Genomic DNA, 16,716 nt, shown 5'->3' with positions numbered 1-16,716 from the left:
CGGAAGTCACATGAGATAGGCAGCGCCCGGTACGGCGTACTCGACGGGCCCGTCGAATCGGGTCGCGGCGCGCACAGCCGCCTGCTCCCGGCCGATCGACCGCCCGACATGCGTCACGATTAACCGGGCCGCACCCGCAGCGGTCTCGCCGGCCTGCTCGGGGGTGTGGTGTCCGTCCTCAGCGCCGTCGGCCTCACACAGCAGTACGTCGCATCCGTCGGCCAGCTCCCGCAGCGCAGTGCATGGCGCGGTGTCACCGGAGTACACGAGCGACCGCCCCTCGCTCTCCATACGTACGGCGAATGCCGGCATCCCGTGCTCCACGGCGCGACTGGTGAGGTGGAGCGCGCCGACCGCCGCCTCATGCCCGTCGTACAGCTCGGTGACCGCGAACGCCGACTCGATCGGACTGCGCGTCGGCCCGTTCGTGAGGAATCCCGCCAGCCGATCGGCGATCCCCGGCGGCCCGTAGAGCGGAATCGGTGCGCGCAAGGTGATGTCGGCGTAGAGCGCGCCGTAGTACGCCGTCAGCAGGTCGGCGCTGTGATCCGCATGCAGGTGCGAGATCCAGATCGCATCCAGCTCATCCAGCCGCACATGCCGCTGCAGCTCCCCGAGCGTCCCGCTGCCCGCATCCATCCAGATCCGCGTGCCACCACCGCTCACCAGATAGCCGGAGCACGGGTTGTCCACCTCGGCGTACGGCGTCGCACACCCGAGCACCACGACCTGGAACCGTTCCTCGCTCATCCCCAGACCCTAGACGTCCAGGCATGGCGAAGGGCCGCAAGCGGGTGCTTGCGGCCCTTCGGGGTAGATCAGGCGGACTGGTTCGGCTTGTCGGGGATGTCGTCGTTCTGGCCGTCCAGGTTGTCCAACCCGTCCTTGGCCTTGTCGACGCCCGTGTCGATCTTGTCGCCGTACTTGCCGCCCGTCTTCTCGTCGACGAAGTCACCGGCCTTGTCCAGACCTTCACCGACCTTGTCGCCGTGCTCGTTGACCAGATCGGTGGCCTTGTCCTTCAGGTCCTCGGCCTTGCCCTTGAACTTGTCGAAGATGCCCATCTCGGGGGCTCCCATTCCTGCGTAGTTGAGTGCTTACAGACAGCTAGCGGTGATCTTCGCACCTGCAACGCCGGAACTGTGGGATCTCCGCGAGCGCCATGCTGACGCGCGTCGGACGGGTGTCAGACGCCGTCGCCCGACGGCTCAGACTCTACGTCGCCGCCGCTGTCCTCGCTCTCGTCACCGGTGGATTCGACGTCTCCACCGCTGAACTCGACGTCGCCGCCGCTCTTCTTCGCCTCGACGTCGCCGCCGCTGCGCTTCGCGGCCGCCAGGTCGTCGGCTTCCTCCCCCAGGCCGAGCGCGTCCTTGGCCGCGTCCGACTCTTCCTCGAACCCATTCGTCACGTGGTTTCCTCCCGTAGAAATGTTTCCAGCTCCAGGCGTTCTTACCGAACTTTCCGGGTCACCCACAAGGCTGGTCCATACCTCTTGGCCAACTCTTCGCAGGCACGACCGGGGTGGTGGGGCCGGGAAGGAATCTGCACTGACAGACTGGAGCGATGCCCGAACCACTCGTCGTCGCGGTCGTCGGCCCCACCGCGGCCGGGAAGTCCGACCTGGCCGTCGCGCTGTCGCAGCACCTGGGCGGCGAGGTGGTGAACGCGGACGCCATGCAGGTGTACCGCGGCATGGACATCGGCACGGCGAAGATCAGTACGTCCGAGCGCGACGGCGTACCGCACCACCTGCTCGACATCCTCGACGTCACACAGACCGCGACCGTCGCCGAGTTCCAGCAACTCGCCCGTGAGGCCATCGACGACTGCATCGCCCGATCGAAGGTCCCGGTCCTGGCCGGCGGCTCCGCGCTGTACATCCGCGCGATCCTCGACGACTTCGTCTTCCCCGGCACCGACCCGGTCGTCCGCGCCCGGCTCGAGGCCGAGCTGGAAGCGCACGGATCCGGTGCCCTGCACAACAAACTGCGGCAGCTCGACCCGAAGGCCGCCGAGCAGATCCTGCCGAGCAACGGCCGGCGGATCGTCCGCGCGCTCGAAGTCATCGAGATCACCGACGGCCCGTACGTCGCCACGCTGCCCGAGCACCGCTACGTGTACCCGGGCGCGATCCAGCTCGGTCTCGACGTACCGCGGCCCGAACTGGACGAGCGGATCGGCCTCCGGGTGGACCGGATGTTCGACGCGGGTTTCGTGGCCGAGGTGCGAGGACTGCTGGACAAGGGTTTGATTGAGGGGAAGACGGCCAACCGCGCACTCGGGTACTCGCAGGTGATCGCGTTGCTGAACGGTGAGATCGACGAAACGCAGGCCCGGGAACGGACCGCCCAGGCCACGCGGCGGTTCGCGCGCAGGCAGGACTCGTGGTTCCGTAAGGACCAACGCATTAGTTGGCTCCAGTACGACGCCCCCGATCTGGTGGAGAAGGCAATTCGAGTGATAGCCCAGGGCAACCGCAGGGGGATCGGCGGCGTAGTCGGGGTGGAAACGAATGCGAGGGGGTGACCGTGAGGCCGAGTTCCGTGAGTACCTGCTCGCGGACCGCACCAGGCTGATGAGAACGGCGTTGCTGCTCACCGCCGGTGACGTGCACACCGCCGAAGATCTGGTCCAGACCGCCTGCACCCGGGTGTACGTGCACTGGCACCGGATCAAGCACGAAGGCGCGGGCCCGTATGCGCACCGCATCCTGGTCAACGCCTTCCTGGACGAGCGCCGCCGGGCCGGCCGCCACCCGGAGGTGGTGACCGCGGAGACGCTCGAGCCGCGGCTGCCCGACGTACCTGATCAGACCGACACCCTCGCCATCCGGGACGCGTTGCTGGATCTCGCGCCGCGGCAGCGGGCCGTGCTGGTGCTGCGGTACTTCCAGGACCTGGATGTCGCAACCTGTGCACGGATCCTGGAGTGCACCGAGGGCACGGTGAAAAGCCAGACGGCGAAGGCGCTGAAGCGGTTGAAGGACCTGATGACGGAAGAGACGGGGAGTAGCTGAGGGCTGGTGGACGAGGTCAAGAGGTTGTTGGAGGGGTTCGCGGATCAGGCGGCCGAGGCGCTGCCGGATGCCGACATCGAGGCCGATGTCACCCGCGGCCGCCGTGCCCTGCGCCGGATCAAACGCCGGCGTCGCGTCACCGGTGTGTTGTGCGTTGCCGCCGTGTCGGCGCTCGTGCTCGCGGTCGGCAACCAGGTGAAGTGGTGGGGGAACACCTCCGAGGTCGCCGGCGGCACGAGCGAGCCGGAGAAGACCGCAGCCGCGTCCCCGACGCCCGCGACGGCGCCGGCGGCCAAACCGTCCAGCAGCGAGACGATGTCGATGTTCGGTGCGTCCGTCGTCGAGCTGGTCGCCAACAAGCAGCCGTGGAGCACCATCGACTGCAACCTGACGCCGAGGGGCTGGACGGCCGAGACGCCGATCGCGGCCAACCGTGTCGTGCTCTCCCAGCCGACGATGCGTGCGGCGGACTCGGCCGCCAAGGTGGTCCTGCAAGCGGGACCGCAGGCCCGCAGCCTGACGGCGGTCCGCGTCACCGACGGCAACGGCAAGACCTTCCACATCGGCACCCTGAACGGTCGCCTGACCGGTCAGGTGAAGCTGGCCGACCAGTGGCTCCTGGTCGAGCTCCCGACCGGCACAGTCGAGTGGCCGGACGACGTACTGCGGCGCTTCATGGACTCCTGCACCGTCAACTAGTACTGGCGCGAAGCCCGTCGGTGGGATAGCAAGGGGATGTCCCTGTCGCCGACGCCCCGCGGGAGTACTGGTGAAGAAGCTGGTCGCATCGCTGTCTGCAGGTGCCCTTGTTCTGGCTGGTCTGAGTACGAGCGCCGCCGCGAGCCCGCCCAGCTCACCGGCGCCGCCGGCGAAGAACCCGACCGCGGTCGGATTCGGGGGAGCGGTGTCCTCGGTCGACGCGGACGCGACGGCCGCCGGGCTCGGCGTACTGCGGCGCGGCGGCAACGCGGTCGACGCGGCGGTCGCGACCGCGGCTGCCCTCGGCGTCACCGAGCCGTACTCCGCAGGCATCGGCGGTGGCGGGTACTTCGTCTACTACAACGCCAGGAGCCACAAGGTCTCCACGATCGACGGCCGCGAGACGGCGCCCGCGGCGATGCCCTCGGACGCGTTCATCGACCCGGCGACCGGCAAGCCGTACAACTTCACTCCCGAGCTCGTCACGTCCGGTGTGTCGGTCGGCATCCCCGGCACGCTGGCGACCTGGGACTCGGCCCTGCGCCAATGGGGTTCGCTGTCGCTCGGCAAGGCGCTCACGCCGGCCGCCGACCTGGCCGACCGCGGCTTCGTGGTGGACAGCACGTTCAACCTGCAGACGCAGGAGAACAAGGCCCGGTTCTCGGCGATCGTGCCGACGGCGAAGCTTTACCTGCCGGGCGGTGACGCGCCGAAGGTCGGCACGGTGTTCAAGAACCCGGAGCTCGCCGACACCTACCGGATGCTCGGCAAGAAGGGGATTTCGACCTTCTACGGCGGTGCTCTCGGCGCGGAGATGAGCGCCGTGGTGAAGAACCCGCCGAAGACCGCGACGACCACTCTGCCGGTGATGCCGGGCTACCTGACCACCGGCGACCTGAAGAAGTACAAGCCGTTGGACCGCGTCCCGACGAAGGTCCGGTACGACGGCCTGGACGTGTACGGGATGGCTCCGTCCTCGTCCGGTGGCACCACGGTCGGCGAGGCGCTGAACATCCTCCAGCCGCTGCACCTCAGGCAGCAGAGCACGACGCAGTACCTGCACGACTACCTCGAGGCGTCCGCGCTGGCGTTCGCGGACCGAGCGGCGTACGTCGGCGATCCCGCTTTCGTGGACGTGCCGACAAAGGAACTCACGTCCCGCGGATTCGGCGCCGAGCGAGCCTGCCAGATCGACCCGGCGAAGGCGGCGGTCAAGCCGGTGCCGGCCGGATCGCCGGACGGCAAGTACCACCACTGCGCGAAGGGCGCCGCGACGACGCAGCGGCCGGACACCGAGGGGTTGTCGACCACTCACCTGGTCACGGCGGACAGGTGGGGCAACGTCGTCTCGTACACGTTGACGATCGAGCAGACCGGCGGCAGCGCCATCACCGTCCCCGGCCGCGGATTCATTCTGAACAACGAGCTGACCGACTTCTCCGCGGTCTACGACCCCGCCGACCCGAACCGGATCCAGGCGGGCAAGCGGCCGCGGTCGTCGATCTCGCCGACGATCGTGCTGCGCGGCGGCAAGCCGTACATCGCCCTCGGTTCGCCGGGCGGCTCGACGATCATCACGACCGTCCTGCAGACCCTCACGAACCGGCTCGACCGCGGCATGACCCTGCCCCAGGCGATCGCCGCACCGCGGGCGTCCCAGCGCAACACCGCGTCCGTGACGGCCGAGCAGTCGTTCATCGACAGGTACGGCGCGGCGCTGGGGGCGTACGGCCACACCTTCACGCCGGCCGGTGCGCCGGGTTCCTCGGCGGCCGAGATCGGTGCCCTCGAGGGGCTGGAGTTCCTGCCCGGTGGCGCGATCCTCGCGGCCGCGGAACCGACGCGCCGCGGCGGCGGATCCGCGGCGGTGGTCTGGCCTAGATAGTTGTGAGGATGGCGGCGACCAGGGCGACCCGCTCGCTCAGGCTCGCCGCGATCACCTGCTCGTGGACGGCGTGGGCGCCCTTGCCTACAGGCCCCAGGCCGTCCAGGGTCGGGATCCCGAGCCAGCCGGTCAGGTTGGTGTCGGCAGCACCGGACGCGGCCGCACCGCCGATCTCCTGACCGACGGTTCGCCCGGCCGCGGTCACCTTTGTCAATAGCTCATCGGTCGCCGCCGACGGCTGCCACGCCGGCCGATTCGACATCACCCGCACCTGCAGTTCAGCCCCGCGCACCGGCGACAGACCGGTAACCGCATCCAGCACGGCGCACTCTGTCTCCGGGTCGACAAAGCGGAACCCGATGTCGGCCGCAGCCGATCCCGGTACGACGTTCGTCCGCCCACCGCCCGAGATCGTGCCGACGTTGCACAGGACCTCCTTGTGCTGTGCGACGATCCCCCGGACCGCGATCAGCTGGTCGACGAGCTCGTCGATCGCCGAGATCCCGCTGTCAGGATCGAGCGCGGCATGCGCCTCGCGGCCGGTGATCTCGATGCGGACCCGCGTGCTGCCCCAGCGCGACGTCTTCAGGTCGCCGTTCGGGTGCGGCGGCTCGAGTCCGAAGGCGGCGCACACGCCGGCGGACTCGGCCGTGACGAGTTCGCGTGCGGAGGGCGAACCGACTTCCTCGTCCGCGACGACCACGACCCGGACCGGCCGGCGGTCCTGGTCGGCGACCTGCTCCAGGGCGGTCTCGAGAACGACGAGTCCGCCCTTCATGTCGAAGACGCCCGGGCCGTGGATGACGCCGTCCTCCTGGCGCCACGGCATCGCGTCGCGCAGTTGGCCGATCGGCCAGACGGTGTCGTGGTGCCCGAGGAACAGCAGCGGCGCCTCGCCGGCCCGGCCGGGGAAGTCCGCGACCAGGTGATCACCGGTCGGCGCCGGCACCCGGCGGACGGTCGCGCCGAGCGCGTCGTACCGCTCGGCCAGACGGTCGGCGAAGGCGTTCAGCGCGGCCGCGTCGCCGGTCGGGGTCTCCGCGCCGACGTACTCCTGGAGTCGCTCGATGATCATGGATAGTCAACGTATCATCATCTGATCACGGATTGACTCCCTGGAGATCCATGGGATCTACTCAGGATATGAATCGTATCTCTGAGGTGAGCTTTCGTGCGGTCTCGCTCACCACGGCGTCGCGGTTCGCCGAGGCCTCGGAGCTGTACCGCGCGGTCTTCGGCTACCTCGACCCGGCGTACGGGCTGAATCCGCGGCTGCTGGGTGCGCTGGCGAGCAACGGGGGATCGGTGGTCGGCATCCTCGACGGGACCGACAAGCTGGTCGCGTTCGCGTACGGCTTCTGCGGCACCGACCGGCGCGGCTTCTACCACTACTCGCAGTCGGCCGTGGTCGCCGCCGACCAGCAGGGGCACGGCCTCGGCCGGATGCTCAAGCACGCCCAGCGAGAAGTTGCCCTGAGCCACGGTATGTCGCGGATGCGATGGACGTACGACCCGGCGCAGGTCCGCAACGCGCACTTCAACCTCGACGTTCTCGGCGCTCGCGCGCGATGGTTCGCCCCGGACATGTACGGTCCGGGCACCGATCGAGTGATCGTCGAGTGGGACCTGACCCGCGAGCGGCCGGCCGTCCCCGACACCCTGACCGAGTTGGTGATGCCGACCGAGCCGGCCGAGCTTCGCAGCTCGTTCGAAGGTCTTCTGGCGCAGGGACTCGTCGCTGTGTCGTGCCGTCGCCTGCCGGACGGCCGCGGCGCGTACTACTTCGGACCGGCCGCCGATGCCTGACGACCCACGCAACCGCGAGCTCACCAGCCCCCACGAGCGGTACGACGCCCGGCTGCAACGGCGATCGTCGACGTTGTTGCAGCGTCGCGTGGTCGAGCAGGAGCGCGCCTCGATCGACGAGGCCCTGGACCAGATCCTGACCGACGAGTCGATCGCGCAGGCCGCGGCCCGGATCGTCGCCGCCCGCCGGCGCTTCATCGTCGGCTCGGCGAAGTCGTTCTCGTACGCGTCGTTGCTGGCCTTCGACCTGGGGGCCGGCCTGTCGCAGGTCACGTTGATCGACGGCACGGTCGTCCGCGGCGTCGACGTATTGTCCGACGTCCGGTCGAACGACCTGATGGTCGCGTTCTCCTTCCGCCGGTACCGGCGGGACACGGTCGAGATCGCCCGCCGATTCGTGGACGCGGGCGGTGAGCTGGTCGCGGTCACGGATTTCGAGGACGCGCCGCTGGCCAAGATCGCCGACCAGAGCATCTACGTCGCGACCGGGAGCGCGTCGTACGTCGACTCTCCGACCGTCGTCGCCTCTGTGCTGCATGTCCTCGCGACGCTGACGACCGCGAGCGCGAAGGGCGCGCGGCGGCGGCTGCTCGAGCGCGACCGGCTGAACACGGAGCTGGGACTCTATGTCAACTGAGCTGAAGATTGTCACCGCGCGACTGCACCGGGTCCGGATGCCGTTGGTGCACGAGTTCCAGACCAGCTCTCACCGCAAGGCGTTCCTCGACCACATCCTGGTCGAGCTCGAGGACGCGTCGGGTGCCGTCGGCTGGGGCGAGATCGCGTCGTCCTCCGACCCGTACTACGCGCCCGAGACGGTCGAGTCCTGCTGGCACATCGCCTCGCAGTACCTTCTGCCTGCCATCCTCGGCCGCTCGTGGACGCACCCCGGCCAACTGGCGGCGGTCTGGTCTAAGGTTCGCGGCAACAACTTCGCGAAGGCCGGCGTGGACACCGCGGCCTGGGTGCTGTTCGCCGAGACCCAATCAATGCCTTTAGCAACAGTTCTGGGCGGGACGCGGACCGAGGTGGTCGCGGGTGTCTCGCTGGGCATCGAGCCGACGATCGACGATCTCCTCACCCAGGTTGCCAACCAGGTGGCCGCCGGGTACCCGAGGGTGAAGCTGAAGATCGCGCCCGGCTGGGACGTGGAGCCGGTCCGTGCCGTGCGTGCGGCGTACCCCGACCTCGATCTGCATGTGGATGCCAACGGCATCTACACCGTCGACGATCTCAAGCTGTTGCGGGAGCTGGACGAGTTCGGCCTGACGATGATCGAGCAGCCGTTCGCACCGCGCGACCTGCTCACGCACGCCAAGCTGCAACGCACGATCAGGACGCCGGTGTGCCTCGACGAGAGCATCGAGACGGTCGACGACCTGCAGACGGCTCTCGAGCTAGAGGCGCTGCAGGTCCTGAACATCAAGGTGTCGCGGATGGGTGGGCTGACCCCAGCGCGTGAAGCGCACGACCGGGCCCAGGCTGCCGGGATCCCCGTCTGGTGCGGCGGTATGCACGAGTTCGGCATCGGCCGGCTCGCGAACGTCGCGCTCTCCAGTCTCGCCGGGTTCACCCTCCCATCGGATGTGTCCGCCTCGGAGAAGTACTACGCCCGGGACGTGATCGAACCGGCCGTCGTCGCCGTCGACGGTGTCGTACAGGTGCCCGAGGCAACCGGTCTCGGCCATGTCGTGGACCGGGCGCTGATCGAGGCGAACACCGTCGCCGAGCTCGCCCTCGGTCCAGAACAGGAGTGATTCGGTGCGAACGACGGGGCCAGTGGCATTGACCGGCGGCCTGGTTGCCGACGGCACCGGCGCGGAACCCGTGCCGGGGACCGTGGTGATCGACGGCGAGCGCATCACCGCGGTGCTGCCACCCGGCGCGGCGCTGTCCGGGGCAGAGGTCATCGATGCCACAGGCAACATTGTGGCACCGGGATTCGTCGATCTTCATTCACATGCGGATTTCAGTCTGGGCTCGAGTCCGGCCGCCGAGTCCCAGCTGGCCCAGGGCGTGACCACGCTCGTCGCGGGCAACTGCGGCTGGTCGCCGTTCCCGATCGGCGACCTGGAGACGTTGAAGGCCGGTACGGCATTTCTGGGGTCGAAGCACGACTGGTCCTGGGACGACCTGGGCGGCTTCGCCGCAACATTGGAGCCGGCGGTGAACCTGGCTCTCCAGGTCGGTCATTGCACACTGCGGATCGCGGTCATGGGCAACGCGCGCCGGGCGCCGTCGGCCGACGAGCTCCGCCAGATGCAGGACCTGCTCCGCGCGGCCGCGGACCAGGGCGCAGTCGGGTTCTCGACCGGGTTGATCTACGCGCCGGGCGCCTACGCCTCGCCGGCGGAGGTGGCCGCACTGGTCGCCACCGCCGCCGACTGCGGTCTGCTCTACTCGACCCATATCCGCAACGAGGGCTCCGGCCTTCTCGCGGCTCTGGAGGAGGCGATGTCGGCCGCCCGCGCCGGCGGCGCCCGCCTCGAGATCTCCCATCTGAAGGCCGTCGGCAAACAGAACCACGGCCTGGTCCACGCAGCGCTCGAGCTCCTCGACGACGCCGATCTCGACGTCGGCTGGGACGCGTACCCGTACACCGCGACCAGCACCACGCTCACCACCCGCCTGCCCGATTGGGCCTTGGCGGACGGCGCCCTCCTGGACCGCCTCGCGGATCCGGCCGAGCGCAAGCGAATCGCCGACGCGCTCCGCTCCGACAACCTGTTGTCGCCGGACTCGGTCGTCATCGCATCGCTGCCACCCGGACGCTACGAGGACAGCCGCGGCCTCAGCCTGACGGAGATCGCCCGGCGCGACGACGTCGACGCTGCCGAGATCGTGCTCCGCATCCTCGAGTCCCACCAGGCCGCGGTCAGCGTGGTCAACCACGCGATGAGCGAGAACGACGTGATCACCGTCCTCGAACACCCAGGTACGGCGATCGCCAGCGACGGCTGGATCATGGACGCGACCGGCCTCGGCCACCCCCATCCCCGCAACTTCGGCACGTTCCCGCGCGTCCTCGGCCACTACGCCCGCGACCTGGGCATCCTCACGTTGTCCGAGGCCATCCGCCGAATGACCTCTCTGCCCGCGGCACGCCTCGGCTTCTCCGATCGCGGCGTCATCAAACCCGGGGCGATCGCGGACCTCGTGGTCCTCAACCAGAGCACGATCGCCGACAGGTCGACGTACGACGACCCCTGGCAACTGTCCGTCGGCGTCGAACACGTCCTGGTTGCCGGTCAGCCCGCGTTGTCCAACGGCAAACCAACCAGCAGCCGGCCGGGCCGGGTCCTTACTTGAATCGCCTTGGTTCCTGGGGCAGCGGTGCGGGTGTCGCACCCGGTTCCTTCGTCACCGTCTCGACCCATCCGTCGTGCTCGGCGACGACTCGCTCCGCGTCCGGGTGATCGAGAACGACGACCCACGGGTGATCCTCGTCGTCGTCCTCGCCATGGAAGCGCCCCCGCCGTACCTCGCCGTCCAGCAACCCGGCGACGGTCTCGGCGTCCTCCTGCTCCCAGAAGTAGGCAATCAGCTCCACGAGGGAACACCGTACGCTGAGCACCATGAGCACGTTTCCCTGGTTGAAGGGGCACGGCACGGAGAACGACTTCGTGATCCTGCCCGACCCCGACGGTTCGGTCCACGGCGATCTGGACGCCGGCCTGGTGCGGTTCCTCTGCGACCGGCACGCGGGCCTCGGCGCCGACGGCGTACTGCGGGTGATCCAGGGGGACAAGCAGCCGTACGTCGAGGACGGTGGCGACTGGTTCATGGACTACCGGAATGCGGACGGTTCGATCGCGGAGATGTGCGGGAACGGCGTCCGCGTCTTCGTCAAGTACCTCGCCGACGCGGGGCTCATCGACGACAAGCCCGTCCGGGTCGGCTCCCGCGCCGGTATCAAGGCTGTCTCCCAGAACGACGACGGCACGCTGACCGTCGACATGGGCGAGCCGACGCTGCCCGGTCCGGCCGGAATCGTGGTCGAGTCCAACGGTCACCAGTGGCCCGCCGTGCACGTCGACATCGGCAATCCGCACGCCGTCGCGTTCGTCGACAGCCTGGACGAGCCCGGCAACCTCTGCGACCAGCCGACGTGGTCGCCCACCAGCGCTTTCCCGCACGGGGTCAACGTCGAGTTCGTCGTACGCCGGGATGCGCACGAGGTGCAGATGCGGGTCCACGAGCGCGGTTCGGGGGAGACGCGGTCCTGTGGGACCGGCACCTGCGCGGTGACCGTGGCCGCGGCGCGACAGGCCCGCGACGAGCTCCCGGTCACGTACCGCGTCGGCGTACCAGGCGGTGAGGTGAGCGTGACCTGGCGTGCCGACAACCACCTGGAGCTGACCGGACCGGCCGTTCTGCACGCTCGTGGGGAGTTCGACCGGACCTGGCTACCTGCCTAGGCGGGGAATCCTGGTGCCGCGTGGGGCGTTGACGTGGTTAAACGGGTCGCCTGTACTGGAGGCCCGTGCCACCATGGAAGGTATATGACGACCCATTCACACGCATACGACGAGACCACCGACGTCGAACTTGACCTCATCGAGGGCGAGGACTCCGGCGCTTCGTTGACGGGTCACGATGAGTATGAACACGAACTGAGCACCGAGGGCCTCGACCTGGAGGAGCGCCAAGCGCTTCGCCGCGTGGTCGGGATGTCCACCGAGCTGACCGACATCAGCGAGGTCGAGTACCGCAAGCTGCTGCTCGAGCGGGTGCTGCTGGTCGGCGTCTGGACCGAAGGCAGCGCCGAGGACGCGGAGAACTCGCTGGCCGAGCTGAAGCTGCTCGCCGAGACCGCCGGTTCCGAGGTTCTGGACGGCGTGATCCAGCGGCGGAAGAAGCCCGACCCGGCCACGTTCATCGGCTCCGGCAAGGTCTCCGACCTGCGCAACCTGGTCGCGTCGCTCGGCGCGGACACGGTGATCGCCGACGGCGAGCTGGCCCCTGCGCAGCTGCGCAACCTCGAGGACAAGCTCAAGGTCAAGGTGGTCGACCGGACCGCGCTGATCCTGGACATCTTCGCCCAGCACGCGAAGAGCAAGGAAGGCAAGGCCCAGGTCGAGCTGGCCCAGCTGCAGTACATGAAGCAGCGCCTGCGTGGTTGGGGTGGGAACCTGTCCCGCCAGGCCGGTGGACGCGTCGGCGCGGCCGGTGGCGGTATCGGCGGCCGTGGTCCCGGTGAGACGAAGATCGAGACCGATCGGCGCCGGATCAACACCAAGATCGCCAAGCTGCGCCGTGAGCTGAAGAGCCTGAAGGGCAAGCGTTCGACCCTGCGCCAGGAGCGTCGCCGCAACCTGGTGCCGTCGGTCGCGATCGCCGGGTACACCAACGCCGGCAAGTCCTCGCTGCTGAACAAGATCACCGGCGCGGGCGTGCTGGTCGAGGACGCGTTGTTCGCGACCCTGGACCCGACCACCCGGCGGACGACGGCCGCGGACGGGCGCGTGTACACGCTGACCGACACGGTCGGGTTCGTCCGGCACCTGCCGCACGACATCGTCGAGGCGTTCCGCTCGACGCTGGAGGAGGTCGCGGACGCGGACCTGCTGCTGCACGTGGTCGACGGTTCGCACCCCGACCCGCTGGCACAGATCCAGGCCGTGCGCGAGGTACTGGCCGAGATCCAGGCGAGCGACGTGCCCGAGATCATCGTGATCAACAAGGCCGACCTGGCCGATCCGATGGCGCTGGCGCCGATCCTGCACCGCGAGCCGCACGTCATCGTGGTGTCGGCCCGCACCGGCGAAGGGATCGACAAGCTCCGCGAGCTGATCGAGGGTGGGCTGCCGCAGCCGCACGTCGCCCTCGACGTACTCCTGCCGTACGACCGCGGCGACCTGGTCTCCCGGATCCACTCCGAGGGCTCGGTCGAGCAGCTCGAACACACCGCCGACGGCACCCGGGTCACCGCCCGGGTCCACCCGGCCCTCGCCGGCGACCTGAGGCGGTACCAGGTAGCAACGGCCTAGTAACACAGAGGTAACACAGAGCGTGAGCGCGTCGCCAACTCTTGGCGGCGCGCTCACGCTGTGTCATCCTCCGGGCGGGAGTCAGGGGGATGACCATCAACATCAAAACCGTCGCTGTTCCTGGAAGGGATGCTCGCGGCCGGCGCGAACGTCAAGTTCGTGACCTTCGACGAGAACCTGGTCGACCAGGATCTCGACCACGGCGGTGACGCGCAGCAGGTCGACATCCTGTACGTCGCGACGCACAGGCTGAACGGCGCATCCGGGTACGAGCTCGGGCTGCACGCGGACGACTGGCCCGTACTCGCGGGCGGATTCGGCGACCGAGGCCCGGTGATCGTCGTCTTCGACTGCTGCGATCTGGCCGATCCGGCCGTGATCGATTGGGACCGGGTCTGGCGTACCGACAAGATCGGGCCGCAGCTCCGGCTCGTCCTCGGCTTCGCGTCACCGGCCTCGGTGTCGCGGCAGGCATCGATTCGCGGTACTGACGTGGACGCGCAGTACATCCTCGACAGCCGACTGGGCCTCCGATCAGATGCGCGACCGGGAGCCCTCGCCCAACCTCCTGTTCGCCCCGCCGCCGGAGCAGGTGGAGGCGAGTTCATCTACAACGCGAACTTCCTCCGGACCCCGGACGATCCTCCCGAGTTGCGGGCGGACGAGCAGCCACCGAACTTCGTCCGCCGGCAGCTGCTGACCAGAGTCGAAGGCCTGCGGTCCGTGGGACCTGGCGGCTGCCTGACCTGATTCGACCTACCTGACCTGGTTCGACCTACCGTCCGGGGAGTTCGTCGACATCAGCATCCGGCAGCGGGCCGAGCTCGTCCGCGGCGTGACAGCCGGAACGAGCAGACGGCCCCGGGAGTCTGGACTCCCGGGGCCATCTTTTGTCTTGTTGCTCAGGTCTTGTTGCTCACGGCATCACTTGCGCTTGCTGACCTGGACCTTCATCGAGGTACCGGTCTTGGAGACGACCTTGATGTTGACCCCGTTGTTCGGCACCTTGACGCTGCTCGTCGGCTGGTCCGCGCTCCAGTACGACTTGCTGTCGTTGAACGTCGGAACGGCGTTCTGGCCGCGGATGTAGCTGGCCTGGCCGTTGAAGTGCAGCGTGAACGAGTCGGCCTTCTCGAGCCCGAACGGAGCATCGTACGCGCTGACGCGGGGGCGCCAGAGCGTTCCGTCGACCCGGTTGATCGGCGTCGGGTGCGAGTCGATCGGCAGGATCAGGCCGGAGCCCGGGTGCACGCTGGTGTTGTTGTCGGCCTGCGACGTGTCCCAGTACCAGATGACGAGGCCGTCCTGGTACGGGAAGTGCTCGACCTTGTCCGGAAGCGTGTTCAGGAACCCGAAGTTGTACGGACCGGTCTGCAGGTACTGGTCGTGGTCGACGTAGTTCACGTTGGCCGCGAGGTAGTAGTTGTCGAACAGCGTGGTGAACGACGAACCCGCCGCGGAGAACCCGTTCAGCGTCCAGCCGTCGGGAGAGGTCTCCGCACCGGACGCGACCACCGTGGTCGAGCCCGAGGTCACCTTGATGTCGTCGGCGAAGAAGCCGATCCCGCCGGACGCCGGGTCGGTGGCGTAGCGGAACTGGAGCGTGACCGTCTTGCCGGCGTACGCCGACAGGTCGAACGTGGCCGGCACCCAGCCGTTGCTCTTGCCGTCGATACCGTTGCCTTCGGCATCCTTGGTGATGTTGCCCTTGATCGTCTTGAACCCGCTGCCGTCGTTGACGTCGACATAGGCGTAGTCACACGGGTCCGGGCCGCAGTCCTCGATGTCCCAGTTCGCCTGGAAGGTGAGGCTCGCGGGCTGGCCGGCGGGGAGCGCGACCTGACGGCTCATGGTGTGGGTGAAGTTGTTGCCCTGACCGCTCCACCAGGACTTCGTCCCGACGGCCGGCGGCACCAGTTGGCTGGTGATCTCCTTCTTCGGCAGCGGCACGACCAGGCTCTGGGCCTTCTTCGAGTTGTACTCCTGCGGGCCGAGGTCGACGGTCCGGTTCTGGCCGGAGTTCACGATCTCGTAGTCGAGCCAGCCGAGTTGCAGCTTGTCCCACGGACCCATGGACTGGACGCGCTCGCCGATGCCGCCGTCGGTGGCCGCGCTGACCCGGTTCTGGGCCATCACCGTCCACCAGTTGACGCCGTTCTCGCCGCCGGCGGTGTCGTACTCGTCCGGCAGACCGAGGTCGTGGCCGTACTCGTGCGCGAACACCGCGACGCCGCCGTTCTCCGGCTGGATCGTGTAGTCGCCGACATACATGCCGGTGTCACCGACCTGGGCGCCACCCCGCGGGTTGGTCGCCGGGCCGCCCGGGAACTGCACCGACCAGCGGTGCGACCAGATGGCGTCCTCGCCCTGGTACGGGTCACCGTCGGCCTGGTCGCCGCCGGCGTGCACGATCTGGAAGTGGTCGATGTACCCGTCGGGCTCGTTGAAGTTGCCGTCGTGGTCGTAGTCGTAGCGGTCCCACTGGTCGAACGTCTTCAGGTCCGCGGTGATCTGCGCCTGGGTGCGGCCCTTGGCCTTCTGGTCCACGACCCACTGGTTCACCGCGTCCTGGACCAGGTTCCAGGTGTTGTTGCAGACGTTGCCGGCGCACGGGTAGCCGTTCGAGCGACCGTACCGGGCCTCGTTGTACTTGACCTTGACCCAGTCGGTGACCTCACCGGACACGGAGTACCGGCCCGAGGACTGCTTCTCGTAGAACTCCTTGACCGAGTTCCCGTTGCCGAAGTACATGTCCTGGAAGTGCTTCTGGCTGTAGTCGGCCTGCCAGATCGTGGAGTTGTCCACGGAGCGGTCGGGGGCCGGGATCTGGTTGTGCAGCGGACCGTCGAACCGGGTCGGGCCCGGCGTCGCCGGGGAGGTGTCCTGGTCCGGGTAGTTCGGGTCGCGGTCGTTGCCGAACTCGGCGAGCACGACGAAGATCCGGTCGGTCTTCTCCCGGCTCAGCTCGACGTACTGGTCGACCTTGCCCTTGGCGTTCCTGGTCGCCTTGACGCTCTTCGGCGCGGGCGTGTTGCCGAGGTTGACGACCGTGCTGCCGTTGCGCAGCTCGGGCTTGGCCTGACCGTTCAGGACCTTGGTCAGAGCCTCCTGCCGCAGCTCGCGGCGCTTGTCCTCCTGCGGGCTGGACAGGTCGTCCGGCGTGGGCGCGACCTCGCTGGCGATCGGCGCCGACCCTTGTTTGGGCGGTGTGGCGGCGTTTCCGGCCGATGCTGCGGCGATGCCGAGCCCGGTCGTCGCGGCCAGAGCCAGGCTGAACAGCCCGGCGGGTAGCTTGCGCACGATTCCCCTCCGTGTCT

Annotated in this window: 17 protein-coding genes; 11 read left to right on the top strand and 6 right to left on the bottom strand. The window is 68.5% G+C overall.

The annotated features are described in order from the left end of the window. Nucleotides 1-6: 6 nt before the first annotated feature. From ACIA58_RS38205 to ACIA58_RS38195, 3 genes are all read right to left on the bottom strand, one after another. Nucleotides 7-750: an MBL fold metallo-hydrolase gene (locus tag ACIA58_RS38205; protein WP_396408759.1), complete on the bottom strand. Its 744-nt coding sequence runs from the start codon at nt 748-750 to the stop codon at nt 7-9. A 68-nt stretch (nt 751-818) separates the two neighbouring features. Further along, nucleotides 819-1,064 carry an antitoxin gene (locus ACIA58_RS38200; RefSeq protein ID WP_396408758.1) on the bottom strand — a complete coding sequence of 82 codons (246 nt, stop codon included), beginning with the start codon at nt 1,062-1,064 and terminating at the stop codon, nt 819-821. A gap of 122 nt (nt 1,065-1,186) precedes the next feature. Further along, the gene (locus ACIA58_RS38195; protein WP_396408757.1) at nt 1,187-1,411 is read right to left on the bottom strand and encodes a hypothetical protein; all 225 of its coding nucleotides are present in this window, start codon (nt 1,409-1,411) and stop codon (nt 1,187-1,189) included. A 155-nt stretch (nt 1,412-1,566) separates the two neighbouring features. Between ACIA58_RS38195 and miaA the strand changes: the two genes are divergently transcribed. The 4 genes from miaA to ggt all read left to right on the top strand — a co-directional run bounded on the left by miaA (nt 1,567) and on the right by ggt (nt 5,603). After that, complete coding sequence (gene miaA, locus ACIA58_RS38190) at nt 1,567-2,529, top strand: tRNA (adenosine(37)-N6)-dimethylallyltransferase MiaA (protein ID WP_396408756.1); 963 nt, start codon at nt 1,567-1,569, stop codon at nt 2,527-2,529. Next, nucleotides 2,516-3,019, top strand: a complete 504-nt coding sequence (locus ACIA58_RS38185) for a SigE family RNA polymerase sigma factor (protein WP_396408755.1) — start codon at nt 2,516-2,518, stop codon at nt 3,017-3,019. Before miaA ends, ACIA58_RS38185 begins: the two co-directional genes overlap by 14 nt. A gap of 6 nt (nt 3,020-3,025) precedes the next feature. Further along, nucleotides 3,026-3,718, top strand: coding sequence for a hypothetical protein (locus tag ACIA58_RS38180; protein WP_396408754.1), 693 nt, complete (start codon nt 3,026-3,028; stop codon nt 3,716-3,718). 70 nt (nt 3,719-3,788) lie between these two features. After that, nucleotides 3,789-5,603, top strand: a complete 1,815-nt coding sequence (gene ggt / locus ACIA58_RS38175) for a gamma-glutamyltransferase (protein WP_396408753.1) — start codon at nt 3,789-3,791, stop codon at nt 5,601-5,603. On the opposite strand, the gene ACIA58_RS38170 is transcribed toward ggt, so the two are convergent. Beyond that, nucleotides 5,596-6,678 (bottom strand): M20/M25/M40 family metallo-hydrolase, encoded by a 1,083-nt coding sequence (locus ACIA58_RS38170; protein WP_396408752.1) that lies wholly within the window; start codon nt 6,676-6,678, stop codon nt 5,596-5,598. The genes ggt and ACIA58_RS38170 overlap by 8 nt on opposite strands. A 68-nt stretch (nt 6,679-6,746) precedes the next feature. Here ACIA58_RS38170 and ACIA58_RS38165 point away from each other — a divergent pair, with 68 nt between their 5' ends. From ACIA58_RS38165 to ACIA58_RS38150, 4 genes are read left to right on the top strand one after another with little or no spacing between them, the layout of a single operon-like run. Further along, nucleotides 6,747-7,409, top strand: a complete 663-nt coding sequence (locus tag ACIA58_RS38165; protein WP_396408751.1) for a GNAT family N-acetyltransferase — start codon at nt 6,747-6,749, stop codon at nt 7,407-7,409. Next, complete coding sequence (locus ACIA58_RS38160; protein ID WP_396408750.1) at nt 7,402-8,046, top strand: MurR/RpiR family transcriptional regulator; 645 nt, start codon at nt 7,402-7,404, stop codon at nt 8,044-8,046. Before ACIA58_RS38165 ends, ACIA58_RS38160 begins: the two co-directional genes overlap by 8 nt. Next, complete coding sequence (gene menC / locus ACIA58_RS38155; protein WP_396408749.1) at nt 8,036-9,166, top strand: o-succinylbenzoate synthase; 1,131 nt, start codon at nt 8,036-8,038, stop codon at nt 9,164-9,166. The genes ACIA58_RS38160 and menC overlap by 11 nt, the downstream gene beginning before the upstream one ends. A gap of 4 nt (nt 9,167-9,170) precedes the next feature. Then, nucleotides 9,171-10,718, top strand: a complete 1,548-nt coding sequence (locus ACIA58_RS38150; protein WP_396408748.1) for an amidohydrolase family protein — start codon at nt 9,171-9,173, stop codon at nt 10,716-10,718. On the opposite strand, the gene ACIA58_RS38145 is transcribed toward ACIA58_RS38150, so the two are convergent. Beyond that, a complete protein-coding gene (locus tag ACIA58_RS38145; RefSeq protein WP_396408747.1) occupies nt 10,711-10,959 on the bottom strand; it encodes a hypothetical protein in 249 nt (82 codons plus the stop codon). The two genes, ACIA58_RS38150 and ACIA58_RS38145, sit on opposite strands and share 8 nt — an antisense overlap. A 25-nt stretch (nt 10,960-10,984) precedes the next feature. Between ACIA58_RS38145 and dapF the strand changes: the two genes are divergently transcribed. From dapF to ACIA58_RS38130, 3 genes are all read left to right on the top strand, one after another. Continuing rightward, the gene (gene dapF, locus ACIA58_RS38140) at nt 10,985-11,827 is read left to right on the top strand and encodes a diaminopimelate epimerase (protein ID WP_396408746.1); all 843 of its coding nucleotides are present in this window, start codon (nt 10,985-10,987) and stop codon (nt 11,825-11,827) included. A gap of 84 nt (nt 11,828-11,911) precedes the next feature. Continuing rightward, complete coding sequence (gene hflX / locus ACIA58_RS38135) at nt 11,912-13,399, top strand: GTPase HflX (RefSeq protein WP_396408745.1); 1,488 nt, start codon at nt 11,912-11,914, stop codon at nt 13,397-13,399. 129 nt (nt 13,400-13,528) lie between these two features. Next, nucleotides 13,529-14,149 (top strand): hypothetical protein, encoded by a 621-nt coding sequence (locus tag ACIA58_RS38130; RefSeq protein WP_396408744.1) that lies wholly within the window; start codon nt 13,529-13,531, stop codon nt 14,147-14,149. A gap of 174 nt (nt 14,150-14,323) precedes the next feature. On the opposite strand, the gene ACIA58_RS38125 is transcribed toward ACIA58_RS38130, so the two are convergent. Continuing rightward, a complete protein-coding gene (locus tag ACIA58_RS38125; protein WP_396408743.1) occupies nt 14,324-16,699 on the bottom strand; it encodes an immune inhibitor A domain-containing protein in 2,376 nt (791 codons plus the stop codon). Nucleotides 16,700-16,716: the final 17 nt, after the last annotated feature.

This window comes from Kribbella sp. NPDC051586 (genome assembly GCF_044453965.1).
Taxonomy (GTDB): domain Bacteria; phylum Actinomycetota; class Actinomycetes; order Propionibacteriales; family Kribbellaceae; genus Kribbella.
This window is presented reverse-complemented; position numbering and strand designations above follow the sequence as displayed.